This window comes from Pseudomonas atacamensis (assembly GCF_017167965.1).
GTDB classification, from domain to species: domain Bacteria; phylum Pseudomonadota; class Gammaproteobacteria; order Pseudomonadales; family Pseudomonadaceae; genus Aquipseudomonas; species Aquipseudomonas atacamensis.
In genome coordinates, this window is record NZ_CP070503.1 from 3,506,933 (window position 1) to 3,532,388 (window position 25,456).

23 protein-coding genes and 1 pseudogene are annotated in these 25,456 nt (G+C 58.6%); 14 read left to right on the forward strand and 10 right to left on the reverse strand.

Annotation, left to right across the window (positions count from 1 at the left end):
* Positions 1-42 precede the first annotated feature (42 nt).
* A complete protein-coding gene (locus tag JWU58_RS15770; RefSeq protein WP_024012629.1) occupies positions 43-945 on the forward strand; it encodes a bestrophin family protein in 903 nt (300 codons plus the stop codon).
* A gap of 43 nt (positions 946-988) precedes the next feature.
* Here JWU58_RS15770 and JWU58_RS15775 read toward each other — a convergent pair whose 3' ends face one another.
* Positions 989-1,288 (reverse strand): hypothetical protein, encoded by a 300-nt coding sequence (locus JWU58_RS15775; protein WP_016774369.1) that lies wholly within the window; start codon positions 1,286-1,288, stop codon positions 989-991.
* Positions 1,289-1,397: 109 nt separating this feature from the next.
* On the opposite strand from JWU58_RS15775, the gene JWU58_RS15780 reads away from it, so the two are divergent.
* Complete coding sequence (locus JWU58_RS15780) at positions 1,398-2,009, forward strand: DapH/DapD/GlmU-related protein (RefSeq protein WP_206420500.1); 612 nt, start codon at positions 1,398-1,400, stop codon at positions 2,007-2,009.
* A 118-nt stretch (positions 2,010-2,127) separates the two neighbouring features.
* On the opposite strand, the gene JWU58_RS15785 is transcribed toward JWU58_RS15780, so the two are convergent.
* From JWU58_RS15785 to JWU58_RS15805, 5 genes are all read right to left on the reverse strand, one after another.
* Complete coding sequence (locus JWU58_RS15785; RefSeq protein ID WP_071171969.1) at positions 2,128-2,583, reverse strand: hypothetical protein; 456 nt, start codon at positions 2,581-2,583, stop codon at positions 2,128-2,130.
* A 113-nt stretch (positions 2,584-2,696) separates the two neighbouring features.
* Positions 2,697-3,800: a tetratricopeptide repeat protein gene (locus JWU58_RS15790; RefSeq protein ID WP_206420501.1), complete on the reverse strand. Its 1,104-nt coding sequence runs from the start codon at positions 3,798-3,800 to the stop codon at positions 2,697-2,699.
* 160 nt (positions 3,801-3,960) lie between these two features.
* Positions 3,961-4,254, reverse strand: a complete 294-nt coding sequence (locus tag JWU58_RS15795; protein WP_206420502.1) for a DUF7660 family protein — start codon at positions 4,252-4,254, stop codon at positions 3,961-3,963.
* 190 nt (positions 4,255-4,444) lie between these two features.
* The gene (locus JWU58_RS15800) at positions 4,445-7,963 is read right to left on the reverse strand and encodes an AAA domain-containing protein (RefSeq protein ID WP_122601572.1); all 3,519 of its coding nucleotides are present in this window, start codon (positions 7,961-7,963) and stop codon (positions 4,445-4,447) included.
* A 327-nt stretch (positions 7,964-8,290) separates the two neighbouring features.
* The gene (locus JWU58_RS15805; protein WP_122601571.1) at positions 8,291-9,034 is read right to left on the reverse strand and encodes a methyltransferase domain-containing protein; all 744 of its coding nucleotides are present in this window, start codon (positions 9,032-9,034) and stop codon (positions 8,291-8,293) included.
* A gap of 182 nt (positions 9,035-9,216) precedes the next feature.
* Between JWU58_RS15805 and JWU58_RS15810 the strand changes: the two are divergent.
* The 3 genes and pseudogenes from JWU58_RS15810 to JWU58_RS15820 form a co-directional block, all read left to right on the forward strand.
* A pseudogene (locus JWU58_RS15810) lies at positions 9,217-9,633 on the forward strand (GNAT family acetyltransferase); the annotation flags it as partial.
* Positions 9,634-9,781: 148 nt separating this feature from the next.
* Entirely contained in the window at positions 9,782-10,765 is a 984-nt protein-coding gene (locus JWU58_RS15815; protein WP_206422196.1) for an AraC family transcriptional regulator, read from the forward strand.
* A 166-nt stretch (positions 10,766-10,931) separates the two neighbouring features.
* A complete protein-coding gene (locus JWU58_RS15820) occupies positions 10,932-12,059 on the forward strand; it encodes a mechanosensitive ion channel family protein (RefSeq protein WP_016774365.1) in 1,128 nt (375 codons plus the stop codon).
* 36 nt (positions 12,060-12,095) lie between these two features.
* On the opposite strand, the gene JWU58_RS15825 is transcribed toward JWU58_RS15820, so the two are convergent.
* Positions 12,096-14,015, reverse strand: a complete 1,920-nt coding sequence (locus JWU58_RS15825) for a tyrosine-protein phosphatase (RefSeq protein WP_206420503.1) — start codon at positions 14,013-14,015, stop codon at positions 12,096-12,098.
* A 338-nt stretch (positions 14,016-14,353) separates the two neighbouring features.
* On the opposite strand from JWU58_RS15825, the gene JWU58_RS15830 reads away from it, so the two are divergent.
* The 4 genes from JWU58_RS15830 (at position 14,354) to JWU58_RS15845 (ending at position 17,562) form a co-directional block, all read left to right on the forward strand.
* A complete protein-coding gene (locus JWU58_RS15830) occupies positions 14,354-15,892 on the forward strand; it encodes a methyltransferase regulatory domain-containing protein (RefSeq protein ID WP_206420504.1) in 1,539 nt (512 codons plus the stop codon).
* Between the two features lie 280 nt (positions 15,893-16,172).
* Positions 16,173-17,054 (forward strand): manganese catalase family protein, encoded by an 882-nt coding sequence (locus JWU58_RS15835; RefSeq protein ID WP_206420505.1) that lies wholly within the window; start codon positions 16,173-16,175, stop codon positions 17,052-17,054.
* Entirely contained in the window at positions 17,047-17,409 is a 363-nt protein-coding gene (locus JWU58_RS15840; RefSeq protein ID WP_024012623.1) for a hypothetical protein, read from the forward strand. The genes JWU58_RS15835 and JWU58_RS15840 overlap by 8 nt, the downstream gene beginning before the upstream one ends.
* 12 nt (positions 17,410-17,421) lie before the next feature.
* Positions 17,422-17,562 (forward strand): hypothetical protein, encoded by a 141-nt coding sequence (locus JWU58_RS15845; RefSeq protein ID WP_206420506.1) that lies wholly within the window; start codon positions 17,422-17,424, stop codon positions 17,560-17,562.
* A gap of 22 nt (positions 17,563-17,584) precedes the next feature.
* On the opposite strand, the gene JWU58_RS15850 is transcribed toward JWU58_RS15845, so the two are convergent.
* The gene (locus JWU58_RS15850) at positions 17,585-18,016 is read right to left on the reverse strand and encodes an HhH-GDP family DNA glycosylase (RefSeq protein ID WP_125926125.1); all 432 of its coding nucleotides are present in this window, start codon (positions 18,014-18,016) and stop codon (positions 17,585-17,587) included.
* 160 nt (positions 18,017-18,176) lie between these two features.
* Here JWU58_RS15850 and JWU58_RS15855 point away from each other — a divergent pair, with 160 nt between their 5' ends.
* Entirely contained in the window at positions 18,177-19,748 is a 1,572-nt protein-coding gene (locus tag JWU58_RS15855; RefSeq protein WP_206422197.1) for a sensor domain-containing diguanylate cyclase, read from the forward strand.
* A 10-nt stretch (positions 19,749-19,758) separates the two neighbouring features.
* Here JWU58_RS15855 and JWU58_RS15860 read toward each other — a convergent pair whose 3' ends face one another.
* Positions 19,759-20,853, reverse strand: coding sequence for a GNAT family N-acetyltransferase/peptidase C39 family protein (locus JWU58_RS15860; RefSeq protein ID WP_206420507.1), 1,095 nt, complete (start codon positions 20,851-20,853; stop codon positions 19,759-19,761).
* A 94-nt stretch (positions 20,854-20,947) separates the two neighbouring features.
* Between JWU58_RS15860 and JWU58_RS15865 the strand changes: the two genes are divergently transcribed.
* Both JWU58_RS15865 and JWU58_RS15870 read left to right on the forward strand, forming a co-directional pair.
* On the forward strand, positions 20,948-22,528 hold the full coding sequence (locus tag JWU58_RS15865) for a RimK family protein (RefSeq protein ID WP_122750706.1): 1,581 nt from the start codon (positions 20,948-20,950) through the stop codon (positions 22,526-22,528).
* A 3-nt stretch (positions 22,529-22,531) separates the two neighbouring features.
* On the forward strand, positions 22,532-23,443 hold the full coding sequence (locus JWU58_RS15870; RefSeq protein WP_130888035.1) for a magnesium transporter CorA family protein: 912 nt from the start codon (positions 22,532-22,534) through the stop codon (positions 23,441-23,443).
* 42 nt (positions 23,444-23,485) lie between these two features.
* Here JWU58_RS15870 and JWU58_RS15875 read toward each other — a convergent pair whose 3' ends face one another.
* A complete protein-coding gene (locus tag JWU58_RS15875) occupies positions 23,486-23,722 on the reverse strand; it encodes a hypothetical protein (RefSeq protein WP_185757840.1) in 237 nt (78 codons plus the stop codon).
* Positions 23,723-23,885: 163 nt separating this feature from the next.
* Here JWU58_RS15875 and tspO point away from each other — a divergent pair, with 163 nt between their 5' ends.
* Positions 23,886-24,329, forward strand: coding sequence for a tryptophan-rich sensory protein TspO (gene tspO, locus JWU58_RS15880; protein ID WP_041480509.1), 444 nt, complete (start codon positions 23,886-23,888; stop codon positions 24,327-24,329).
* Entirely contained in the window at positions 24,326-25,309 is a 984-nt protein-coding gene (locus JWU58_RS15885) for an alpha/beta hydrolase (RefSeq protein ID WP_206420508.1), read from the forward strand. The genes tspO and JWU58_RS15885 overlap by 4 nt, the downstream gene beginning before the upstream one ends.
* Positions 25,310-25,456: the final 147 nt, after the last annotated feature.

The following is a 25,456-nucleotide window of genomic DNA, read 5'->3' on the forward strand; positions in this document are numbered from 1 at the left end:
AGCTTAAGCGTTTAAGCAAACTGCTCGCCACGAGGTTTCCGTTTGAAAGCTGCCATCGTCAAAAAGTACCGTCTGATCATCAAGACCCTGGGTTACGTAGGCTGGTCTTTGTTCTGGTTGCTGCTCTGGGACATCGCCGTCACCGTCGATTTCATGCTGTTTCTCAACGCCAAGCTGAACCTGCCGTTGATGCCGCTGACCTTGCTCGGTTCGGCGTTGATCGTGTTGATCAGTTTTCGCAACAGCAGCGCTTACAACCGCTGGTGGGAAGCGCGGACGCTGTGGGGATCGATGATCAACAATTCCCGCAGCTTCGCCCGGCAGGTGCTGACGCTGCTGGACGACGCTGGTGGCGAGGTTAACCCGGTCAAATCGACGCTGTTGCGCCGCCACGTCGCTTACGTGAATTGCCTCGCCGCGCACCTACAGGGGCAGCCATGTCCCGACGAGGTGCGGGCGTTTATTCCCGCCGAAGAATTCGCCCGCAGTGGCACAACCAATAACTTTGCCAACGATATCCTTACCGGCTCGGCGACTTTGCTCGCTCGCGAATACAAGGCCGGGCATCTGGACAGTATTCGTCTGGCGCGGCTTGAGTCGACCCTGGTGGACTTGTCCAACAGCCAAGGCGGCATGGAGCGGATCGCCAATACCCCGCTGCCCTACCCTTATGTGTATTTCCCACGGTTGTTCATTTCGCTGTTCTGCCTGATCGTCCCGATAGGTCTGGTGGAATCCCTCGGTTGGTTCACGCCGCTGGCGTCGACCGTGGTCGGGTTCATGCTGCTGGCCATCGAACGCATCGGCACCGACCTGCAAAGCCCGTTTCGCCACAGCGAACACCAGATTCAAATGGAAGCGCTGTGCGAAACCATCGAAAAGAATTTGCAATCGATGCAGCGCGATTCGTTGGGGGATGTGCGCAGGGTTGAGGAGCCCGCTTGAGGCGCTGCTTTGGCAGCAGCGCTTTTCATCAGATGCGCAGCGGCTATTGACGAGTGTCCGCCGCCTCGGCCGGGTAAAACTCGCCCTGCTTGCCCATTTCTTCGAGTCGTTCGCGCGCTACCGCCTCAACACGGGCCACTGCGTCTCGATCGTCAGGGTCAACCAACTGCAAGCACAGACGTCGCACATTTTGGTCATGGGTCCCCTCGCTGAGCATTTCGTGGGTGAAGACTTGTTCAGCACGCCATAGGCATAACTGGGTATGGGTCCCGCCGAGCCATATCTCGTTGATTGATCCAAGATCAGTGGTTGCCAGTTGATCCACGGTAATTGTCTTATCCATTGCGCCGTACCTTGAAAATGCTTGTACAGGTACGACTGGCAGGCATAGCGAGTCGTTCAAGTCGCCGACAGTCCACCCTGCCCCACTCTTGCTTATTCGGAAGATTCTTATGAAATCGCCAAAAATCGAAGATTACATCGCTCAATGGCCATTACTGGGCGTGGACTCGACTGCTCCTTGGACGGTGACCCAGGATTGCGAGAACCGAATCGTCGCATTGCTTGAGATGCTGGGCGCCGGATACCGGCGCCACGATAATTGCGCCGTTCATGAAACCGCCATCGTCGAGCAAGGCGCCGTTCTCAAAGGCGCAATCATCATCGGCGAGGGCTGTTTCGTGGCGGCGGGCGCTTATCTTCGCGGTGGTGTGTATCTAGGCAGAAACTGCATTGTTGGCCCCAGCTGTGAGCTGAAAAGTACCTTCATGCTCGATGGCAGCAAGCTTGCCCACTTCAACTTCGTCGGCGACTCATTGATTGGCGAAGCGGTAAATATTGAAGCCGGCGCGATCATCGCCAACTACCGGAACGAACTGGACGGGGCTGATATCAGGATCCGCCATGAAGATCAGGTGATCGACACAGGCGTCAGCAAGTTCGGAGCGCTGGTGGGTGACGGCTGCAAGATTGGCGCAAACGCTGTGATTGCTCCTGGCGCTTTGTTGCGGCCCGATACGCGTGTTCCTCGCTTGGGGTTGATTGATCAGTTTGCTTACGATTAAAACGAAATGTGTACTCAGGAATTGAATCGCCGTCGCGCGGGGCTGCCCAACTCAGCAAATCTCCCATACGAAAAAGCCCGCAAAGCGGGCTTCTTCAGGCATCGACCAAGCATGCCGCTTACTTGTTCCTCAACAACACATAAGTCTCACCGCCCTTGCGGTCATGCTGAAGAATGAAGTTGTTGTCCTGAATACGCACCTTCGACGGCACACGATCAGCGACCGGCGTTTGCGAGTAAATCTGCGCGGCACTCAGCAATTGTCGGGTCAGGCTGTCATCCGACTGAGTCTCAGTGGCGACGACGCATTCCTTTTCGGAGAGTTGCACGGAGAGATTTTTGTCTGCGGTGAAGCCGATGCGCGTGAAGCCCATGTCCACAAGCTCGGTAATGCCGTTCCTCTTGGCCGCTTCAGCCGAGCCGGCGAACGACGGGGCGGTTTTCAGACAAATGTCGATAAAAGCTTCAATGGCTTTGGAGGTGACAGGTGTCGGTGCGGTTGGCGTTGCGGTGGTGCAGCTGGCGAGCACGAACAGGCTGGACAAAGCCAGTGTGCGGAACAACGTATTGGACATGACGCGGGAATCCTTCCATTTGAAATTCGCAATGCAGCCGTCTGGCTGAAACCGCCGGACCGGGCGGCGTGCATGATAAATGAAAAACGCGATACTAGGCCCACCCCTGCAGCTTACTGTTCGCTTGTCAGATCACCTTTGAGTCCCATGAGACCCGGCGGGCTTGAATAGAGGTTCTCCAGAGCCGATATCTCAGCCAGTTGCTGCGGCGAAAGTGTTTTCTCTTCCTTCTCAAGCTGCTCGCGCATGGGGTCTGCAATATCGCTCGGCAGCGACTGTTTAAGCGCCACACGCAACAATCCGCAAGCCTTGAGCTTGTTACGGCTGACGCCCTGCCCATTATCGAAATGAACGGCGAGGGTAATCTGCGCCACAGCGTGACCTTGAACTGCCGCCTGCAACAGCCAGTGATTGGCAAGTGGATAGTTCACCGGAACATCCCCGCCACTGCTATAGAGATAGCCGAGGACGTACTGGGCGTTGACCCGACCCTGATCGGCGGCACGGGTATACCAACGCAATGCGGCGGGTACGTCTTTAGGAGTACCGGTGCCTTGTAAAGTGACCGCTCCCAATAATTCAAATGCAAAACTATCGCCAGCATTGGCCGCTTGGGTGAGCAATTTGACGGCGTGTTGAGGGTCGGCTGGAATTCCTTTACCGGAAAAATAGAGTGTGCCTAATAGAGTCAGAGCCTCGGCATCTCCATGATCGGCTGCCTTGCTAGCCCATTTGAACGCCTGTTGGTCGTTTGCCTCAACGCCGTAACCTTTGTCATAAAAGATAGCGAGTTGTCGTTGAGCTTTGGTATGACCTTGTTCTGCTGCCTTGCTGAACCATTGCGTGCCTTGGACAAAATCACTGGCCACCTCTCCACCCGCGACGCTTGCAACCCCCATGTAATATTGTGCGTCGGCGTATCCCTGATCGGCCGACTCAGTTATCCAATGCATACCTTTGGGTCGATCAACTTCGACGCCTCGACCGTAGTATTGAATGATGCCAATCTTGTATTGCGCGACAGGGTCGCCTTTTTCTGCAGCGCTCAAGTACCAGTCTGCGGCTTTGCCAGGGTTGCGGCTGACTATCAGCCCCTCCTCATAAGCTGAGGCGATCAAGACAGGAAGGCTATAAGGGCTCCGCCATAGTGCGATCACGAAGGTAACAAGAAGAAAGGCCAAGAGGCTGAGGCATAGAGGAATCGAGAACTTGCGCAATTTTGAATCCGTTCATGAATGGGAGGACAACGCTTGGGGCCGAGTCGCCCGACAGGTTATCGCCAGGTTTCATGCTCGCTGAAGGGCAAATCTACAAAAGAGCTCGTGCACACAGTGGGTTACCGCAGGTTCGCAGATTCGCAGATTCGCCTGCCAAGGCTCACTCATAGAATTTGCCAGCTAACAGAATGGATGCACACCGCTGCCATATATTTGTTTCTGAAATGCTCGGAGAATTCCGAGCACTGTCGGTTGCCCAAGCAGCTGCTGCTTCGAGAAAAGTATCAACAGAACCATTTTCCCACTGCGAAACGCGCAACTCATCGCGCTTTAATAGCGTCACATTATCTAGCAAGGGTTGACTGGCAAAATCCGAACCCAGAGCATCGATGAATGCGATGAACGATTGCTCGTCGTTCACACGCTCCAGTAGTTCATCGAGATCAATCGACATATAAAGACATTCCGCTGCGGCATAATCGAATGAGAGATTCGCCGCGATTTTGTTCCGCGAAAGGAAAAAGAGTCAACTTCTATAACGGGGCACGTCGGGGCTGAAGTGGTTTGCGAGCGACAGCTTCCGGCCGAAAGCTGCCCTTCACGGATGGCAGATTTCGGCCAGTAGCGGACGCCTATGTCGAGCGCTAAGCTGACGTTGCTCTCTTCGGAATGGAGGTCACCCGTTGCGCTAAACTAGCGCGGTTGATCGCAAGTTCGCCGCTTACATCAGGGCCGCGATAGACCATGGAAGTTTCATGGTGCACATAGTCGCCATAGCGCTGCGCACTCAGCCAATTGAACGAGCCGATACACAGTAACTCCTCATCGGCCATAACTATCTTGCTGTGCACCTTGTTAACCACGCACACCTGAACATCCCGCATTCTCAGCGCTGCAATCGCGCCTTCGAATTCGACGACTTTCTCAGGATCGCCCTCCGGCTTGGCGCGCTTGATGCCAGTGTTGAACCCAAGGTCGGTATACACCACCACTTGGACGCCGCGCTGAACGGCGTTACCCATGATTTCCATCGCGCCGCTTTCCAGCATCCATCGCAGTCTGACCCAAGGCGTTACGATCTGAACCTGCTGGCGAGCCGCTTCAAGCGTCTGCATCAGAAACCGATCATGCTCTTCAACTTCATGCAGGTGGCTCAATCCTGTACGCGCTGTTTGTAAGTCATCTCTGGGTTGATACTCGAAAATCAGCTCGTTCGTCGAATCTGTAAACAGAAACTTGGTTAAAAGTCCGCGCGGCTTGCTTATCGGCACCTGGCTGAACAGGTCCATGTCGCCAAACACCAGGAAACTGTCCTTGGCCCGAGAAACGGCAACGTTCAGCATGCTGTCCTTGCGATCGATAAATTCGCCATCGGCATGTTTGGAATAGACCGCAGAGAAAATCACCACCGGCCGCTCCGCGCCCTGAAAGGAATGAACCGTACCGACAGTCATCTCGCCATCGCCTTTACCGGTCTTGATGCCCAGTGCTGTGCAGGCCTTGACGATCGCCTGCGTCTGCGCGCCGAACGGCGTGATCACGCCGAGAATTTCCCACAGTTCCTTCTTGTAGCGCTTTGTCAGCTCGGCTCCATTCGCTTGAATCCACGCAGCGATCGTCTGCGCTTCCAAGAGGTTATGACGGCTACCGCCATTGCTCTTCTGGCACACTCCATCAATATGCAGGTAGCCCAGCCCCGGCAAACCATCTTCCAGTTTTCGCCCGCGCCGCGGCTGTAGCTTGCCCTTGTAGCAAAGGGCATTGCAGTATTCGATTATCGAGTCGTAGCAGCGACGGTGCTCATACAGATACATGCCTCGGGCGAGGTCGTGATCGTAGTGGTACCGACTGGTCGCCTGGGCGATAGCCATGACGCTGCCGTTGGCCGCGCTACGGCCGCTATCGCAAAAGGCGGCATAGTCATCATCGACCTTGTCGCGCGATAGCAGACCGGCGCCCATCAGGTTGCCGATATCGACCGCGGCCGGAATCGACCAGATCGGTTCGATCTGCTGAGTATCGCCGATTACCAACGCTTGCTTGGCGAGCGCGAACGACGGCGCGGCGACTTCGGGAAGGACTTGGCCAGCTTCGTCGACGATCAGTAGATCAATGAAGTTCAGCGCGTAGTCGTCGACGAAGCCGTTACCATCGTGCCGCTTGCAGTGCAGCTCCTTGGGCAGCCTGAAAAAGGTGGCCACAACGCAGGGCGTGAGCTTCATCCACCGCCGCCAGTTTTTCTCCAGGGTCTTGCGGCCGTTTTTGCCGCGGCTCTTGAGGATCTCTGGCAGGCTTTCGGCGACTTCCATAAGCCAACGACCTTCCCAATAATGGGTAGTCAGCAGGAAGATTTCGAAACGCAGGGAAGTGTCCGCCCACCTGTCGCAGTCGTTGAGAGTCACTTGGGCAGCAGGCCTGTCGGTAAGGGTAGGCAGAACAGCAATCACGGCCTGCCAATTCAATACGTGACGTTGCTCCGCTTGCAGCAATTGCCGGGCCTGCTGCAATCGGGCCACGACGACTTCCTGGGCCTTGCTGGCTTGAGCCACGGAGGCCGTCAACCGGGTCTCGATTTCGCTGATACTGGCGGCGTTTTGCAGCTCGGTGCTAGCCTCATCGAAATGTAATTTCGCCAAACGCAGACGTTTGCCAGCGACCGGGCCAAACCAGCCGAACAGTGTGTAGATCCACGGCTCATGGGCCAGGTAGTGTTTGAAAACCTTCAGACGTGCTTGCGCGTTCGCAAGCTCTTCGGCGTGGTTGAGGCGTTGTGCCTCAAGACGCGCAATGCCTGCATGTGGATCATCGCCCAGCAGTGTCCGGATGGCTTCGCGGGCGCCGACCAGTTCGGCCCAGGCGTACTCGATATCGGTGAGTTGCTGCTGGCGCGAACGGATCGCGACCTGGAGCTGCTTGACCGCGCCCTGGACGCTCAGGCTCCGATCATGGGGGAAGGCGATGGTGGCGCGGGCCAGGTAGGCCTGTTGCGCCTTGTCCAGATAGGACTGCGACTCAAGCTCGGTAAAAAAGCTTTTGGTCTGGTAGGTGCGGGCCATTTCCGCCTCGGCCGAAGACTTGGGAAAGTAAGCGCCGAAGCTGTTGATATCGGGCAGCCAGCGCCCCGCAAAAGGACCGCTCCCCTCTGAGAAGTCCTTGCCGAACGCTTTGATGATGTTGGTCACGGCTTGGTTGTTGGTGGAACTTGCCACAATCACCGGAGGCTCGCCACCGGCCAATGCGGCCTTGGCCCAGAGCGAGGCGACGACCGAAAGCAGCAAGGTGGTTTTACCGGTACCCGGCGGCCCGTTGACGGCCAGCACATCCCCCACATCCGCGACGAGAACATGAGCCAAGCCATCACGTTGGGCGGGCGTCAGGGCATATTCGTCTCCAGCATGGCCCAATCGCACGGCAAACTGGCTGTTGGCGGGCAAGCAAACTTCGTCAGGGCTGGAATCGCGCTGAGCGAAGCGGTCGAATAATGGTGCGTCGGGCTTGCTGTCGCGCAAGTGGTCGTAGAGGCCGACGATATTGCGACTGAAGCCGTCAGCTTTCTCTTCCTTGAACAAATAGCAGAAGTTCACCAGGTCGAAGCCATCCTCTGCCCCCTCCCAACCGCTGGTGACCTTGCGGAACATTTCCATGCAGAAATGGACATAGGCATTCCACTTGTCCCGGTGCTGGTCTGCGGTCAGCTCTTCACCCTCGGCGGATGGAGCGAACAGCGGCACATCTTCGGTGGACAAAAACGCATCCACGTCGACTTGGGCACCGATGACGAAATTATCGCGGTCCAGCGGTTCGAGAATATCGCGGGGCATCAGGGTTTGCGATGTCGGATAAAGACGACCATCGCGGGCGACCAACACTCGACATACAACTGGAGTGATGAACGCCGGAAGTCCGTTTCGGGCTTTGCGGTGCTCCAGGCGAGACTTGTAAACCAAGGGCCGCAGGGTGATCTCTACACAGGCTGATTCAGCGGTTTCGTTGGCGAATAAGAGACTCACCTGCTCTGCCGGCACACACCCTGAGAATAAGGCCTCGATGGGTAAAGCGGTGAGCTTTCGGGCTTGGCTGGTGGACAAGGCGCCGTTGCCATTTTCGGCGTCGGCCAGGCAATTTCGCCAGTAGTTCGCGAGTTTGAAGGAGTTGTCGTTCATCGTCCTGATTCAATGCGGACCGTGACTCACTGTGACGGTCGATGGATGGGTAATTAGGGCGAGGGTAGCGTGTTGGGTGAGGAATGGCCAACCAGGACATGCTGCGCACCGCGATGCTCCAGAACTGACATCGGCGTAAATGTGGAGGACCAACCAGAATACTCACGCCACACAAGTCCAATTCCATCGAGGATCGCATCTTGAGACTGCCTGTTAGTTCATGAATTAGACCCAAGTGCGGTAGACCGGCCCGTAATGACCGCGACATTAGACGTCAGGTTAGTATCGATGAATGGCGCCTCCCCTTCGTATCCGCCTCTCAAAACGTCAATTTTTCCGAGCCCAACTCCCAAACATCACATCACCGACGTAGATACCCGAAGAAGCTGAACGCTCCTGATCCAGACGCGCCTGCAACGTTTCAATGTCCACCTCTTCTGCATTGGCTACTCCTAATGCAATGATTCGTGGCAAGCATGCTCGAACGATGGCGCCAAGGCTGTACGGCGCATCAGGCGTTTGTATCAGGCACTCAGCGCGCACGCTTTCAACGGTCAAGCCGGCCTGAGTGAAAATGCCGTGCAGGTTGAACCCGATGTGCAAATCCGCTCCTTCGTGAGCAAGCATTTGCTGTAACCAACGTTGCGCTTTTTCATGCAAAGGGAAAGGCTCGACGCTGGCGGGCGCCATCGTCGTATCGTGTTCCTGGAAGATCATGATCCCACCGGGACGCAGACACTGCGACAGCGCTCGGATTGTCGCCACCGCATCCGGTTGATACATCAGGACGCGCCTGCCGACGATGGCGTCAAAAGTGCCGATAGAGTCTGGCAACTCCTGCAGGTCTCCCTCGAGAAAGGTCAGCGCATGTCCTGCGGTGCGCTGGCGTGCAAAGGCAATGGCAGCGGCATCGTGATCAACGCCGATGATCTCCCCGTCTCTTCCCACGAGATCACACAGCAAAAACGAAACATCACCCGAACCGCAACCTACGTCCAGGATTCGCATCCCTTCTCCAATGCCGGCATCGATCAGCAAGCGTGTGGTGAAGTCGAGTCGGTTGAGCGGCATTATCAAATTCCCTGAGTTTTCCAAAAAAAATCATTTATGGACTGCTGTCTCTTGCCGCATAGGATGACCGCTTTTGGCCAAAAAGAGACAGTGGACATTATCTACGCCAAGAAGCTAGCGTCAGACCCTTTCAATTCGAGGACGACACCATGAATGCTATCGCCGACTACTAAAATGAAAACCATCGCCGCTACGTCGTGGAGCTCTGGGAAACAGTGTTCGGTTACGAAACCCCGCATAACACCCCCAGCCTGGCTATCGATAAAAAACTGGCCGCAGCCGATGGCCTTTTCTATGTGGCCCTGTCAGGACAAGAAGTCGTTGGCACCGTTCTCGCCGGATATGACGGCCATCGCGGATGGTTGTACTCGGTGACGGTGCACCCTTCGCACCGCAGAAAAGGCATAGGGATGAATCTGGTCCGTCATGCAGAGGGCGCGCTGACCGCGCGCGGCTGTATGAAAATCAACCTGCAAATCTTCAGCTCAAATGAAAATGTCAAAACCTTCTACGAGTCTCTGGGCTACTTGATCGAGCCGCGAATCAGTATGGGCAAAAAGATCGAGTCAAATATCGAGATTCCGGGAGAGCAGGTTTGATCAACGTCCGTTTCGGGTAGGAAGCGACCATTGATGAAGGTGTGCTTTTGGCCGAAAGCGGAAGATGCTCCAAAGCCCTGTCACCAGAAAGTCACGCCAATTTCCTAATCTTCATCCCTTCCGTCGCCCCAAGAGCCCGCATTCCAAAATGCCGCCCATCACCGCCACCTCCCCACCCCGCCAAAAGATCATCCTGCGCTCCGACAACCTCACCTCTTCCGATTTCGGCGCCCTGTTCTCCAGGCTCTTCGGCAACCGCTACGCCGATACTCCGCCGCCACCTTCCAACATCATCATCGGCGGGGTCTACGGGCGGCACGACGGGGTGAGTTTTCGGCGTATGCATTACCACGGCGATTTCAGCGTCACCCTCCCCGACCCGCAGAACGAAATCACTTTCGTCATCCCCACCGCCGGCAAGATCGTTTTCAACCACGCTACCGAGTCCATCGGCATGGAGCATGTCGGCCTGGCAATCGACAAGGCGGACATCCGTTCGATGCGCTTTGTTGATGATCACGCGCACCACGGGATTTCGATCAATCGTCAGCAGCTCACCGAGCGGTTGTCGGCGCTGCTGGAGAAACCGGTCGTGCAGAAGATCGTGTTTGAGCCAAGCGTGGATCTGAATACCCCGGCATTTCAGGGCCTCAAGGCGTTGATTGATCTGGCCACGGGCACTGAGTTCGATGCCTTGATCAACAGCGGCACGTTGATGCCGTCACGGTTGCGCGAGATGTTGATCGATGCGGTGCTGGAGGCGTGGCCGCACAATTTCACCGAGGCTTTACGGGGGCCGGCGCCGTGTGTGGCGCCGCGACATGTGAAGGTGGCGATGGAGTTTATTCAGGCGCATCCGCAGCAGTTGGTCAGTGGCGTGGATCTGGCGCGGTTGAGCCATGTCAGCCAGCGCGCGTTGCAGGAAGGCTTTCGGCGTTTTGTCGGGATGTCGATCGTGGCGTATCAGCGGCAGGTGCGTTTGCAGCGCGCCTATGAGGCGTTGGCGCGAGGGCATGCAAGCTCTGTGACGGAGGTGGCGTTGAGCTTTGGCTTCAGTAATGTCGGGCGCTTTTGTCAGTATTTTCAAAGCGCTTACGGCGTAAGCCCAGCGGAATTGAAGGCCAGGCGTTGACCATTCGGTCCGGCGAAACCTGCATTTGATTGAACAGCAGGAATCTCACGGCGACTAACCCAGACAGGTCGTTTGACGGCACCGCCGATTCAAGCGGCGTTTACCTGGCTGCGACCCGACGGTGCGTTTCTGCGCGCGTCGGTGCAGGCTTCGCAAGGGGGTTTCCATGACCGAGGATTTCATCGGCTTTTTCACGGCTCACACGATTTTAGGAATTTCACTGGCGAACTGGGTGCTGGCGTTCCTCGCCGCGACACTCAGTTATCTGCTGACCACCACGGCGATCCGTTTCGTCTTCCGCAAGGTCCAGGCGCGGGCCAGCGCCGGCAACGGACATCTGACTTACATGGCCAGCGAAGTGCTGGCGGCAACCAGCACCACGTTGCTGCTGTTGGCATCGATTCTGGTCGGCATCGGTTTGCTGGATTTGCCGGAGCGCTGGCTCGGGCGGGTCAGCAGTTTATGGTTCGTGGTGGCGGCGTTGCAGGTCGGCCTGTGGACCAACCGCGCGCTGGCGCTGGGGTTGCATCGGTATTTCTCGCGGCATAACGCGACCGGCACTTTTCAGGCGAGCGCCCTGGCGACCCTGAGCCTGTGGGGCGTCAAGGTGTTGCTGTGGGCGGTTATTCTGCTGGCGATGCTGTCGAACCTGGGCGTCAACATCACTGCATTCGTCGCCAGCCTGGGTGTCGGCGGTATCGCGGTGGCGCTGGCGGTGCAGAACATTCTCGGCGACGTGTTCGCCTCGCTGTCGATTGCCGTCGACAAGCCGTTTGAGGTGGGCGATTTCATCGTCGTCGGCACGCTGGCCGGTACGGTCGAGCACGTCGGCCTGAAGACCACGCGCATCCGCAGTCTCGGCGGTGAACAGATTGTCATGGCCAACGCCGACATGATCGGCAGCACCATTCAGAACTACAAACGCTTGCAGGAGCGTCGAGTGGTGTTCGAGTTTCGTCTGACATACGAGTGCACCAGCGAACAGATCCGCCAGATCACCCAACGCGTTGAAAGCATCATCAAGAACGAAAAACAGGCACGCTTCGACCGCTGCCATTTCCGCAGTTTTGGTGAGAGCGCGCTGGAATTCGAGACGGTGTACATCGTTCTGGACGCCAGCTACAACGTCTACATGGACGTGCAGCAACGCATCAACCTGGCAATCATGGAAGCGGTGGCTGAGCTGGACGCGACGTTCGCCTTCCCGGCGCGCACCGTGCATGTCGCCTCCCTGCCCGAACCCAGCGCGCAGCCGGCACGCACACAGCAACCTTCGCGTGCGCAGCATGCTTGAGCGCAAGAGCCCGGCAATTTGCCGGGCTCGCTGTGTTCAAAACGCGTAACTGGCCTTGAGCCCGCCATTGAAACCATGGCTGTCACCGCCACCGTTGGCCCCGACCTCAGCGCCTACACTCAGGGCGCCGAGGCTGGCCATCAAGCTAACGCCGCCGCTGAACTGGTCGCGGTTGTCGAACGCCGCGCGCTGCTCGATATCCAGCCCCAGCAGGTGGCCTTCGCTGTCGACTTGCTGATCGCCCAGCGCACGTTCATAGCCCACGCGAACACCCGGGACCAACTGCCACGCACCCATGGCCACTGGTGCGAATGACACGTCGAGATTGGCTACCGCGCTGCGGCGGGTCTGCCTGATCCCATCGACGTCGAGCGCCAGCTCACTGCCCTTCTCTTTGAAACCTTGCAAGTCGAGATGACTGACGCGAAAGCCCAGGCTCGGTTCGAGAGTCACGCCGTTGAGCGGTGCGCGATAACCCAACGCCAGGGTCGCGCCGGTGAGATTGCCATGGCTGTCGCCTTTGGCTGTGCCGAGGCCACCGCCAAGCTCGCGTTTGCTGTCGTAGTCGACGTAACCGGCGCTGGCGTTGGCATCGACAAACATGCCGCGCTCAAGGCTGGTGAGGCCGTAACGCGCACCGAGGTTGAGGAAGGTGAAGTCCGTATCGGCCTCGCCACCCGCGCCGCCCACGCTGCCCTTGCTGTAGCCGAAGCCGCCGCGCGCGCTGAGTTGTTCGCTGAAGCGCTGGGTGATGCCGAGCATCAGGCCCTGGCTGTGTTCGTTGCTGCTCTCGGCATGGGCTGAGCCGTCAGTGCCGAGGTAGCCGGCAAGCGCGGTACTCCAGAGGCGGTATTGGCCGACCTTCAAATCGCTGCCACTGGCGAACGGCGCGGCGGCTTGTTCGATCATCGCGTTCTGCCGTAGCAGGTAGCTGGCCGCATCGGCGTGAACCTGACCGCCGACTTGAGATTCGACACCGCCCAGGCTGCCGGCGTCGATCGCCGATTGCAGGTAGTAGTTGTAGGCGCTGTAGGTGCCGGACAACTCGGAGTTCTGCAACTGCCGCAGCAATTCGGCACCAGCGGCGGCGTTGCCGACCAGCCCGGCCTGCCCCGGCAAGCTGTTGTACGCGACCAGTTTGCCGCGCAGTACGTAAATGGTTTCCTGGGACAGACCGAGGCCCTGCTTGAGGTAGTTGTCCATGCTGCCGTACTCGGCGGCGACCTGGTCGAGACCGGCCTGCAAGTAACTGGCCTGTACCCCGAGCAGCGGCTCGTAGACAGCGGCCATGCTCGGCGGCAAGGCTTTCAAGGTAGCGGCGACGCGGGCGGCGGTGTAGTCGTTGGTCGCCAGATAATTGGCCATGATCGTCGCCTCATCAACGCCGGCGATGCTCTGCAACACGGCTGCGGTCCAGCCGGTACGGTCCTTGCCGGCGGTGCAGTGGAACAGCTGCGCGGCGTCGACACTGGCCAGCTCATTGAACAACTGGCCGAACTGCCCGCGCATGCCGGCATCGCTGACGAAAGCGCGGTTGGTGTCCTCCATCATCGCCACCGCTTCGGCGGCGCTGTGGAACGAGATATTGGTGATGTCCGCACCCGAGGTGGTGCTGCCAATGATGTCGATATTGCGGTAGGCCGCGCCCGTAATCATCGTGTCAGGCGTGGCGGCAATTTCGCTGGGCGTGCGCAAGTCGTAAATGGCTTTGATGCCGAGACCATTGAGCGTCGCCAGATCCGCCGTCGACGGCGTCAGTGCGTTGGAACGGTAGAACACGCCGCTGCGCATAACGCCGTAGTGGGCGGTGGAGTACGCGGTGGTGATGCCGGCGATGTCGCGAAAGTTGTCGATGCCGGACAAGCGCGGCGTGTCGAGGGTGACAGGCTCGGCCGCATGGGCAGCGGCGATGGACAGGCTCAGAACGGACAGCGAACACAGAAGACGTTGGAACACAGTGCAGCCTCATGAAATCAGCGTTGGGCTGGTCACTATGGGCAGGCGAGTGGGAAGGAATATGACAGTTTCGGCTGGCGACAAAATACCTGCGCGAATGGGCCGTGGGGTGCGTGATCGGTCCATCAATCCTGCTTGAATGTGTTGAAGATCCCTGTGGCAGCGAGCCTGCTCATGAAAGCGGCGTGTCAGCCGATTATATTCAAACTGAAAAAAAGCTTTCGCGAGCAGGCTCGCTCCCACAGGGTTTGGGGAAGTATCCGTTTTTTCAATTTGTCGCGCGCAATGCCAACGCCTTATAAGACTGCCATCACTTTCAAGAACAAGAGGCTGTACCCATGAGCAACGCCTGGAACGAAGGTTATTTCACCGACGAAGGCTACACCTACAGCTATAGCCGGGAGATCAATCCGGTGTTCCTGCGTTACTGCCTGTTGTTGCGCGGGTTCGCCACGCTGGAAAGCAACGACGGCGTGCACTGCGAACTGGGCTTCGGTCAGGGCGTGTCGATCAACATCCACGCCACCGCCAACCCGGGCTCGTTTGTTGGCACGGACTTTCATCCGGGTATGGCGGCCCATGCCATCGACCTCGCGACTGCCGCCAACAATGGCGCCCGTCTGTATGACGACAGCTTCGAACAACTGCTGACGCGCAATGATCTGCCGCAGTTCGACAGCATCAGCCTGCACGGTATCTGGACCTGGGTCAGCCGCGACAACCAAAAACTGATCGTCGAATTCGCCCGCCGTCACCTTAAACCCGGCGGCATGCTCTACGTCAGCTACAACTGCTTCCCCGGCTGGTCGCCGTCGGCGCCGCTGCGCAATCTGTTCAGCCTGCATGACCGTTTCGCCAATGCCTCGGCGCGCTCCGATGAGCGTATTGACGCCGCACTGGAGTTTTCCGAAGCGCTGCTCGCGGCCAATCCGAAGTATGCCGCTGCGGCGCCGAGCCTGGGCGCGCGGCTGCAGAGCATCAAGGGCCAGGATCGTCACTACGTCGCCCACGAATATTTCAACCGCGACTGGAACTGCATGTACTTCGCCGACATGGTCGACGCGCTGGCCCCGGCCAAACTCGACTACGCCACCACGGCAGTGCCGCTGGACTCGGTCGACCCGCTCAACCTGAGCGCCGAAGGCATGGATTTTCTCGAAACCATCGAACACCCGATCATGCGCGAGCAAGCGCGGGACTACTTCGTCAACCAGCACTTCCGCCGCGACCTGTACGTGCGTGGCGCGACGCGCCTGTCCGCTGCCGAACGCCGGGCGAGAATGCTGCACAGCCGTTTCGCGTTGCTGCAACCCTGGGAAACTGTCGCGGGTTCGGTCACCGGTCCTGCCGGCGAAGCGACCCTGCAAGCGGAAATCTACGGCCCGGTGCTCGATGCCTTGGCGGCGCAGAACTATGCGGCCAAATCGATGCGCCAATTGCTCTCCGAGACTGCAATGGCTTACGACGACGTCGAACAAGCCCTGGCCGTGCTGATCGGTATGGGCGCGGTCGCTCCGTGCCAGAGCGAGGCCGCCGAGTCGCAGGTCAGCGGTCGCTGCGCCGCGCTCAATCTGCAACTGTGCAAACGCTCGCTGTACGGCGCCAACATTCAGACCCTGGCCAGCCCGGTCACCGGTGGTGGCGTGACGGTCAGCCGCTTCCAGCAGTTGTTCCTGATCTCGATCAAACAGGGCAAACAGCAGCCGGCCGAATGGGCGCAACTGGCGTGGGGGGTGATCAGCGAACAAGGTGAAGTGCTGGTCGACAATGGCCAGCCGCTGCTCACCGCCGAAGCCAATATCGCCGCACTGACCGCACAGGCGCAGGTGTTTGCCGAGCAAACGCTGCCTGTGCTTAGGGCGCTTAAAATCGCTTGATTGCAAACGAACCAAGGTGGGAGCGAGCCTGCTCGCGAAAGCGCTGGATCAGCCGCCAAATCGGTGACTGACGTACCGCATTCGCGAGCAGGGTCGCTCCCACATTGGTCGAGGAACGTGGCTAACCCAACCGTCCTGTTTGCGGAACTTTCCACCCTCTGCCGCCCGTCCTGCCACTCGGCAAAAAACGAAATTTCTGCTGCGCGCCCTCCTCACAAACTATGCATGCGCCAACGCCCACAAGGGCAAGGCGCGATAGCCTGGTCTGAGGAAAATTTGAATGTTCATACATAACAAGCGACTTCAGTACACCGTTCGCGTGGCCGAGCCCAACCCGGGTCTGGCCAATCTGCTTTTGGAACAATTCGGGGGCGCCAATGGCGAACTGGCTGCGGCAGCGCGCTATTTCACCCAAGCCCTGGCTGAAGAAGATCCGGGGCGCAAAGACCTTCTGCTGGACATTGCCACCGAGGAATTGAGTCACCTGGAGGTGGTCGGCTCGATCATCGTCATGCTCAACAAAGGCGCCAAGGGCCAACTGGCAGAGGGCGTTCAAGAGGAAGGCGAGCTGTACCGCGCGCTGAATGGCGCCGGTAATGACTCGCACATCACCAGCCTGCTCTATGGCGCAGGCGCGCCTCTGGTCAATTCCGCTGGCGTACCGTGGACGGCGGCCTACGTTGACTCGATCACCGAGCCGACCGCTGACTTCCGCTCCAACATCGCAGCCGAAGCGCGGGCGAAAATTCTCTACGAACGCTTGATCAACATCACCGATGATCCGGGCGTCAAAGAGGCGCTGGGCTTTTTGATGACGCGGGAAATCGCCCATCAACAGTCCTTCGAAAAAGCCCTGCATTCGATCCAGCCCAACTTCCCGCAGGGCAAACTGCCGGGCATGCCGGAGTTCACCAACAAGTACTTCAACATGTCTGGCGAGCCCAACGTTCGTGGTCCGTGGAACGAGGGCGGCGTTTGGGAATATGTGGAAACTCCAGAGCCGGCAGTTGACGGCGGTGACGGTCTGGCGACTGTCAGCCTCCCTGCTGACGACGCAGAGGTCCTGGAAGCCATGAAGATCCGCACGGCGTCCGATCCACTCAGCGAGCCGGTGACCGGTGCTGATCTGGGCTCCAGTTACGTGCAAGGCAAAGATGTCTGAACCCCGTTCGGCGGCCCCGGATCGGGGTCGCCACTTGCTCAAGGTGATCAACATGAAAAACAGCAAAGTCCTGGCGCTGACCTCTGAACATTTTCAACGTTTGATGGAGCACGCATACGCCGGTTTTGAGCTGGACTGCAAACAGGCCTGTCGGGGATTGAAAGTCAGCATGGCGGTGAATGTATTTGGCCTGGGCACCCTGCTGCCGAATAATTTCGCTGAGGAGACTGCCGTCCCGCCAGCCGACGCACATCCAGCCGTCGAAGACGCCTTGCCCACGATGCCGGTGGTCGCCAAGCGCGTATTGGCGCAGCGCAACCGTTCCATCGACGGGGCGGAAAGTTTTCATCGGTAACAGGAGCGCGACATGAGAACGTATAAAAACCTGAGTTTCCCCTCAAGCCTGGGTGGCGCCCCGGGACTCCAGTTTCTGCTGGGCTGTGCGATATTCGCCGGCGGAACGCTGATCCTGATGAGCGAACTGGCGGCAACCTTCTTTGCGATGTGAACCCTGGTTTGCTATCGGGCGTTCAAAACAGCACCGCAGCCGCTTCCCTCATGAAGATCTCAACGGTCTTCGGCCCTATCCCCTCGAACTCGGACAGGCGCTTCTCCAGCGCCTTACGGTCCGCGCTCGCCGCCACGATGTTAGTGACCTTACCGGCGTACTCGCTGTTGAGCTTGTTGGCCAGCGCGAGCAGTCGCGACGCCGTGCTTTCATCGTAACGAACGTAACGCGCCTGCCCCAGCATCGACACCAATTGACGGTGTGTGCACTGCGCGAGCTTTTGCGGGGTGTCGTTGTGATGCTGCTCTACTATGACTTGATACGCCTTGGCGGCGATGGCGCCCTGAATCCTTTTGCCCATCAGAAAACTCGCCAGCAGCCATTTGAACAGGCCGGTTTCGTTGGCATTGTGCAGATTGATGTTCAAGTCACCGGCGGTGATGATTTCGCTCACAAGTCTCACCTCAAGGCGCGCTTCAATTACAGATGTTGACCCGGCACGGCTTGGAACGATCCAATCGCGACCGCCTGGCCAAGGCAGTAAATTGAATTCCAAGTGGAAAAGGATGGTCATCTTTCAAGAGATGAGAGATGACAAGCATAAGGACCCTCAAATGCTCGGTCGTAAGATGCCCAAAACCCGGGGGCATGACGCCGCACAAACCGCTCCCATCAAAGCTGCCAGCGAGATCGCCGCTTTCCGCCTGACAGTCATCTTCATGCTGACGGTCATTCTGGCGTTTCTCGGCGTGGAGGGCTGGCGAACCTGGCGTGACTATCATGCAGCCTTCTCGTCGGCGCGTGATTCGGTCACCAACCTCGCGCGGGCAACCGCGCAACATGCGGAAGACGCCATCCGCCAGGTCGACGTATTGACCGCCGCCCTGGGCGAGCGCGTCGAAGGTGATGGCCTGCAAAACATCGACGTACCGCGCATCCACAACTTGCTGGTCCAACAAGCCAAGTTGATGCCGCAGTTACATGGACTGTTTATCTACGGCCCGGACGGCAAATGGATCGTCACCGACAAGGAAATGATCCCGGACCCGGCGAACAATGCCGATCGCGACTACTTCCAATATCACCGCGCCAACACTGATCGAAACGTGCGTATCGGTGATGTCGTCAAGAGCAAATCCACCGACGACCTGATTATCCCGATTTCCCGCCGCTTGAATAACCCGGACGGCTCCTTCGCCGGCGTGCTGCTTGGCACCATCAAGGTCAGTTACTTTGTCGACTATTACGGCGATTTCAAGATCGACGACAAGGGTGCGCTGGTGCTGGCATTGCGCAACGGAACCATTCTCGTGCGGCGTCCTTTCATCGCTTCGGTAATCGGTCAGAGCCTCGCCGACAGTGAGGTGTTCAAAAACTACCTGCCCTTTTCCAGTCAAGGGATCGCCGAGGTCCGAGCGGTCGTCGACGGCACCCAGCGTCTGTATGGTTACAGAGCTTTGAGCACCTACCCGCTGGTGGTCGAAACCGGCCTTTCCCGCGAATCGATCATTGCGCCGTGGCGCTGGGACCTGATCAAAACCGGTTTCGTGTTGATGTCGGTGATTACCGCGTTCACGGTCTTCGGACTGATCGTCTTGAGGCAACTGCGTCAACGGATGGTGATGGAAAAGGATCTGCGCCGGGCACACCAGGCCATGAAGGACATGGCTTTGACCGACAGCCTGACCGGGCTGGCCAACCGTCGGCGACTGGACACTGCCTTGATTGACGAAATTCGCCTGGCCAGACGCCAGGGTTCGTCGATCTCACTGATCATGATCGATGTCGATCACTTCAAGCTCTACAACGACAGCTACGGGCACGCGGCAGGTGACGATTGCCTGAGCGCCGTCGGCCAGGCGATTGCGCAAGCAGTAAAACGGCCGGGTGATCTCGCCGTGCGCTATGGCGGCGAGGAGTTCTCCGTGCTGCTGCCCAACACCGATATACGTGGGGCGGCGCTTGTGGCTGAGGAGATTCTTGAGGCCATTCGATCCTTGCGGATGGAGCACAAAGCCCATCCGCTGGGTCACGTCACCGCCAGCGCAGGTATTGCGGTTGGCAAGCCGTCCGAACATGAAGTGAGCCCCGCCACTCTTATCGAGTCGGCTGACAAACTGCTTTATGCCGCGAAGCAGAAAGGCAGGGATCGCTACTGTATCGGCGAGGAAGTGCTCGGCGCCTAGCCACCGCTCTTCAACGGGAGCGCAGCATCACGGCTGCGCGAACCCGCTGGACGCCAAACACCGTCATGCGCAGAAATTCCTGGTGACTGACCGGCAAGTGCTGGCAGTCCAGGCCGCGCTTGAGTTTGCTGTGGTCGACATCAGGATCGTGCGAGTAAACGAAGTCCTCGTCGCACCCGGTGATGATGACCCAATGCGGCGCTTTCAAGCGGGTGAATCGGTAGCTGCTGATCAGCACCAGCGGTTTGTATCCGGCCGCCAACGCCTCGCCGATCTGCAGATATTCACCCAGCACCTGCTCGACTTGCGTGGCCGCCAGGTCTTGGGCAAAGCCGTCCTCGACCAGTTTCATGATCGACTTCTTCTCCGTGCTGCGTACGCCGTGAAGAAAAAGCGAGCCCGCGTGACTGACCTCAAGGCGCACATCGAAACCGCGCCGCCAGGCCGCCAATGCCAGACCCCGAGGACTACAGCCACCGTGCCCCGCCGTCATGAAAATGGTGGTTGCCTCGCGCCACAGCTGGATTTCCTCCGCTCGGGTCATGGCACGGGTCGGATCGATGGCAGACATGGCCATCAGCAGGCACGCAGCGCCGCAGGTGAACTCGGTGGTCTGCTGGTAATACGGCACTTGGCGCGCGGGCGCTGGTGTTTCGCGCAGGATGCGTTTCTCGTAACGCAACGCCTCGCAGTGGTCCTCGTAGTAGTCCTCGACGCTGGCAAAGCGCTGATAGCCGTTGGCTTCGTAGAGGCGAATGGCAGCGCTGTTGTCAGCGCGCACCTCCAGACGCAGCCATGCGCAGTTGCGCGCCAATGCGCAGGCCTGTGCCTCTTCCAACAGACGCTGGCCAAGCTCATGTCCGCGCCACGCGGGGCTGACCGCAATCGAATACAGGCGTCCAAGAGAGGTGCCTCGGTGAAAAAGCACCAGTGCATAACCGCAGAGGATTGCGCCCGAGGTCACGACAATCAACGCGGCATTGGCTCGACTGAGCATCCAGCTGAAGTTGCGCTGATTCAACCGGTCGAGGGTAAAACACACCCGTTCCAATTCGACCAGATCGTCGATATCGTCCGTGGATGCAAAGCGAAAATCAAAAGACATGACCGCACCGTAAAGTTTGAGTAACGAACCGGGACAGACCGAAAGGCCCGTGATTTATTGAAGCGGCGTCTTCTTCAACAGGGATTCATTACTCATGTCAGCGGTGCAAGCCAACGTGAACGAAGTATTAGACAAAACCGAGCATTCGACAATCTCCCTCAGCGAGGAACCTCCCAGTCTCAAACCCTCGGGAAGTCGATTGCTCATCCTGGTCGAACGCAAGGATGACTGGGCTGATTACTTGCCCAGCGAGAGCCTGATGCTGGCGCAGGATTACCTTGAACACAGCGACGATTTTCCTCATCGCACCCAGGTCATCAACCTCTGCCGCAATTACAAATACCTCGGTCAGGGCTATTACTGCTCATTGCTGGCCGAAGCGCGCGGACATAAGGTTTTTCCCTCGGTGCGCACCGTCAGCGAGCTGGCGCGCAAAGCGCTTTACGGGGTCGGGCTGAATGATCTGCAACGCACCCTGGAGCGGGCGCTGGCCAACCACCCGTACGGCGAAACCGAGGCCTTCACGCTGTCGCTGTACTTCGGCAAGGCCTCGATCGAGCCGCTGCAAGAGATCGGCCGTCAACTGTTCGAGGCGTTCCCCTGCCCTATCCTGCTGGTGGAATTCCGCCGTGGTGAGAGCTGGCAGATCGCAGGCATCAAAGCCGGAGCGCTGCACAAGCTTCGCGACGAACAGCAGCATGTCTTCGCTGACGCACTGGACGCGTTCAATCGCAGAACGTGGCGTCAGCCCGCTTCCAAACGTGTGGCCCGCTACGACCTGGCCATCCTGCACGATCCTGACGAAGCCCTGCCGCCTTCTAACCCCGAGGCATTGCAGCGCTTCATCGCTGCGGGCGAGCAGCTGGGTATCGATGTCGAATTGATCGAGAAAAAGGACTACGCGCGTCTCGCCGAATTCGACGCGCTGTTCATCCGCGAAACCACGCGAGTGGATGATCACACGTATCGGTTTGCCAAGAAGGCTGAAAGCGAAGGCCTTGTAGTGATTGACGATCCGTCGTCGATCCTGCGCTGCACCAACAAGGTCTATCTGGCCGACCTGCTCAAGCGTCGCGGGCTGGGCATGCCGGCAACGGAAATACTCTATAAGGATCGTCCGCAGGAACTCGAAAACGCAGGGCGTCGCCTCGGTTTCCCGTTGGTACTGAAAATCCCCGATGGCTGCTTTTCACGGGGTGTGATCAAGGTCGCCGATGCGCAAGCGCTGGCCACTGCCGCGCAGGAGTTATTCGAACACTCGGTGCTGCTGCTGGCGCAGGAGTACTGCTACACCGAGTACGACTGGCGCGTCGGCGTGCTCAATGGCGAGGCGCTTTATGCCTGTAGATACTTCATGTCCAAGGGGCATTGGCAGATTTACAACCACAAGGCGCTGCCCGGCGAGATCAACGGGATGTGCGAGGCGGTGCCCGTCGAGCAAGCTCCGCCGGCAGTCGTGCAGCTCGCCGTACAGACTGCGCGGCTGATCGGCGACGGCCTCTACGGCGTGGACCTCAAGCAGGCGGGCGATCGGGTGCTGGTCATCGAAGTCAACGACAACCCCAACCTCGATGCGGGTATCGAAGACGCGGTGCTGGGCGACGAACTTTATCGGCGCGTGCTGCAAGCGTTCACGCAAAGGCTCGAGCTCAAACACCGTGGCCAAGCGTGGTGAGCAATGATTGAAGGCTATTGCATTGATTGCGGCGCCCTGCACAGGACACCGGAGGACCAGGCGACTGTCTGGCTGTGTGTCGCCCCCGACGCAGCCGAGCAACTGGATTTGCACAGACGCCTGGGCATTGGCCCACAAGCGATAGAGTCGTCGCTGGACCCAGATGAAGTGGCCCGCATCGAGGTCAAGCCTGATCACCTGTTTATGATCTGGAAGCGCCCGGAAAGCTTCGACGGGCGCGCATTCAACGTTTCGTCCTTCGGAGTGGTGCTGAGCGAAAAACGCCTGGTGGTTATTTGCGCGAGCAACTCGCTGCTTTCGGGGCTGGAGCACGATGCGCAAATGACCGGGCCGCTGGACGTGCTGATGGCGTTACTCGCAGAAAGCGTTCATCACTATCTCGGGCATTTGCGCGTGGTCAAACAGATCGCGCGGGAGATTCAGCAGCAATTCACCCGGGCGATGGACAATCAGCAATTGGCGCAGATGTACAACCTGAGCGAAAGCCTCGTGTACTACGTCAACGCGATTCAAAGTAACGGAGCGGTGCTGACGCTGCTACGCAACCACGGTCAGCGTCAGGGCTTCAGCGACGGTCAACTGGCTGCGCTGAACGATCTGATCGTGGAAAACGAACAAAGCTTTCAGCAGGCCAGAATTCACGCCAAGGTGTTCGCCAACCTCATCGAATCCCACGGCAATCTTGCCAACAACAGCATGAACCGGGCCCTGCGCAAGCTGACGCTGATCAATGTCGTATTCCTTCCCTTGAACCTGATCGCCGGCATCGGTGGCATGTCGGAGTTCAGCATGATGACATCCGGCGTTCCGTGGTGGATGTCTTTTCCCGTGCTGATCGCCTGCATGGGCCTCGTGGGCGCGGGGATGGTGCTGGTATTGCGGCGCATGGCCTGAATTCAGAGCACATTCTGCTAACGCCTGCGCCGCACCCGAAGGTCAATTGGTCCGGCTGACTACCCGGATATCGGTAATCCCTACCCGCTCAGCCTGCTCGAGAATCTGTTCTGGCGTCGAATCCGCCGTGGGCATGACCAGGCTGTTTTCCGCATCGCCCAGATGCAGTTCCAGCAGATGCATCGCCGCGTCGTGCTCGGCCAGTTGCGCTTCCTTGAGTTCGAGCAGATAAGTACGAGGCTCGCCGTTGAAACGGTATTCGATGTGATAGGTGTACATGATGTCGTCCGCGTCGGTGAGAAAAGGCAGTGTTTATCCTGACGCGACGGTCAGTTTTTAGTTCAACCTGACTGCCATTTTGCGTTTGCGAACAAACTTTTTGCGCAGCGAAGCGTCCTCTTCTTAACTCTCCATAACAGCTGATCACAGCTAAGGACTGGCAATGACCTTTTTCATCTTCCTTCTCGCCTGTGCGGCGGCGGCAACCACTGGCGTGATGTTCAAACCCGGCCCGTGGTACGAATCGCTGACCAAACCCTCTTTCACCCCGCCCAACTGGGCCTTTCCCGTAGCGTGGACGATCATCTACCTGCTGCTGGCCTGGGCCGGTTATCGCTTGAGTCTGATCCCCGGCAGCCAAACGGTGCTGGCCTTGTGGGCTGCGCAAATCGCCCTGAACACCCTGTGGACACCGGTGTTCTTCGGCGCGCATCAGGTGCTGGCGGCGCTGGTGATTCTGGCGGTGCTGTGGGTGGTGGTCGCGGTGATGGTCGTGCTCGCCCTGCAACTGGACGTGGTCACCGGATTGATTCTGTTCCCGTATCTGGCGTGGCTGTGCGTCGCGGCAGCGCTGAACTGCTCGATCCTGATGAAGAATCGCCTGTGAGCGACTTCCCATGGCCGCAAGGCGAGCGCGAGCTGGCGCAGGTTCGCGCGTTCAACAAAAAGCTCGCCTGGCTGCCGCGTTTCAAGATTCGCAATCGCCTTACCCCGAGGTTGATTCAGGCGTTGCTGCGGGCGGGTCAGCTCGGCGGCGACGGCAAGCTGCGCCAGCATGGGCTGAGCGCCGAACGGAAGATCATCGACACGGTGCCCGTGCGCATCATCCGCCCCAAGGGCAAAGCCAAAGGCGTGGTGCTGGATTTCCATGGTGGCGGCTGGGTGATCGGCAATGCGCAGATGAACGACAACTTCAACATCGCCATCGTCAACACCTGCGACGTGGCGGTGGTGTCGGTGGATTATCGGCTGGCGGTGTCGACGCCAATCGAGGGCTTGCTGGAAGACTGTCTGCGCGCCACTCGCGGCATCTTGAACGATGGCGAATTTGCCGGGCTGCCCGTAGTCGTCGTCGGTGAATCGGCCGGTGGGCATCTGGCGGCGGCCACCCTGCTCGCGCTCAAGTCTTCGCCGCAACTGCTGCAACGGATCTGCGGCGCGCTGCTGTATTACGGCGTCTACGACCTGACCGGCACACCCAGCGTGCGCACCGCGCCCGCCGAAACTCTGGTGCTCGACGGCCCCGGCATGGTCGAAGCGTTGCGCCTGCTCACGCCGGATATCAGCGACGAACAACGACGCCAGCCACCGCTGTCGCCGCTGTACGGCGATTTCAGCGGACTGCCACCAGCGCTGCTGTTTGCCGGCGACCTCGATCCGCTGCTGGATGACACGCGGCTCATCGCCGAGCGCTGGCAACACGCGGCGCCGGTGGAGATGTACGTGCTGCCGGAATGTCCGCATGGCTTCATCCACTTCCCCACCGCCACTGCTGACCATGTGCTGGCTTACAGCCGCAAGTGGATCTCGGCGCGAGTGGCAAGCTACTCAGTGAAATCCGCCGAGATCAGCCCGGCGCTTTCGTAGCTGCCGATTGCATGGCGAGCCGTAAAAAACCGAGATAAGCAAAAGGCGCCCTCACCGGCGCCTTTTTTTGTTTGCGCTGAACCCTGCGCGATCGTTCACCCCATGCCGATTGTGGCTCAAACCGTAAACAGTCTTTACCCAATCCGC

Bases quoted from the DNA above. Each gene is read 5' to 3' on its own strand.
- JWU58_RS15775 (WP_016774369.1), bottom strand. From the start codon at position 1,288: ATGGATAAGACAATTACCGTGGATCAACTGGCAACCACTGATCTTGGA.
- JWU58_RS15780 (WP_206420500.1), top strand. From the start codon at position 1,398: ATGAAATCGCCAAAAATCGAAGATTACATCGCTCAATGGCCATTACTG.
- JWU58_RS15785 (WP_071171969.1), bottom strand. From the start codon at position 2,583: ATGTCCAATACGTTGTTCCGCACACTGGCTTTGTCCAGCCTGTTCGTG.
- JWU58_RS15795 (WP_206420502.1), bottom strand. From the start codon at position 4,254: ATGTCGATTGATCTCGATGAACTACTGGAGCGTGTGAACGACGAGCAA.
- JWU58_RS15800 (WP_122601572.1), bottom strand. From the start codon at position 7,963: ATGAACGACAACTCCTTCAAACTCGCGAACTACTGGCGAAATTGCCTG.
- JWU58_RS15805 (WP_122601571.1), bottom strand. From the start codon at position 9,034: ATGCCGCTCAACCGACTCGACTTCACCACACGCTTGCTGATCGATGCC.
- JWU58_RS15815 (WP_206422196.1), top strand. From the start codon at position 9,782: ATGCCGCCCATCACCGCCACCTCCCCACCCCGCCAAAAGATCATCCTG.
- JWU58_RS15820 (WP_016774365.1), top strand. From the start codon at position 10,932: ATGACCGAGGATTTCATCGGCTTTTTCACGGCTCACACGATTTTAGGA.
- JWU58_RS15830 (WP_206420504.1), top strand. From the start codon at position 14,354: ATGAGCAACGCCTGGAACGAAGGTTATTTCACCGACGAAGGCTACACC.
- JWU58_RS15835 (WP_206420505.1), top strand. From the start codon at position 16,173: ATGTTCATACATAACAAGCGACTTCAGTACACCGTTCGCGTGGCCGAG.
- JWU58_RS15840 (WP_024012623.1), top strand. From the start codon at position 17,047: ATGTCTGAACCCCGTTCGGCGGCCCCGGATCGGGGTCGCCACTTGCTC.
- JWU58_RS15845 (WP_206420506.1), top strand. From the start codon at position 17,422: ATGAGAACGTATAAAAACCTGAGTTTCCCCTCAAGCCTGGGTGGCGCC.
- JWU58_RS15855 (WP_206422197.1), top strand. From the start codon at position 18,177: ATGCTCGGTCGTAAGATGCCCAAAACCCGGGGGCATGACGCCGCACAA.
- JWU58_RS15860 (WP_206420507.1), bottom strand. From the start codon at position 20,853: ATGTCTTTTGATTTTCGCTTTGCATCCACGGACGATATCGACGATCTG.
- JWU58_RS15865 (WP_122750706.1), top strand. From the start codon at position 20,948: ATGTCAGCGGTGCAAGCCAACGTGAACGAAGTATTAGACAAAACCGAG.
- JWU58_RS15870 (WP_130888035.1), top strand. From the start codon at position 22,532: ATGATTGAAGGCTATTGCATTGATTGCGGCGCCCTGCACAGGACACCG.
- JWU58_RS15875 (WP_185757840.1), bottom strand. From the start codon at position 23,722: ATGTACACCTATCACATCGAATACCGTTTCAACGGCGAGCCTCGTACT.
- tspO (WP_041480509.1), top strand. From the start codon at position 23,886: ATGACCTTTTTCATCTTCCTTCTCGCCTGTGCGGCGGCGGCAACCACT.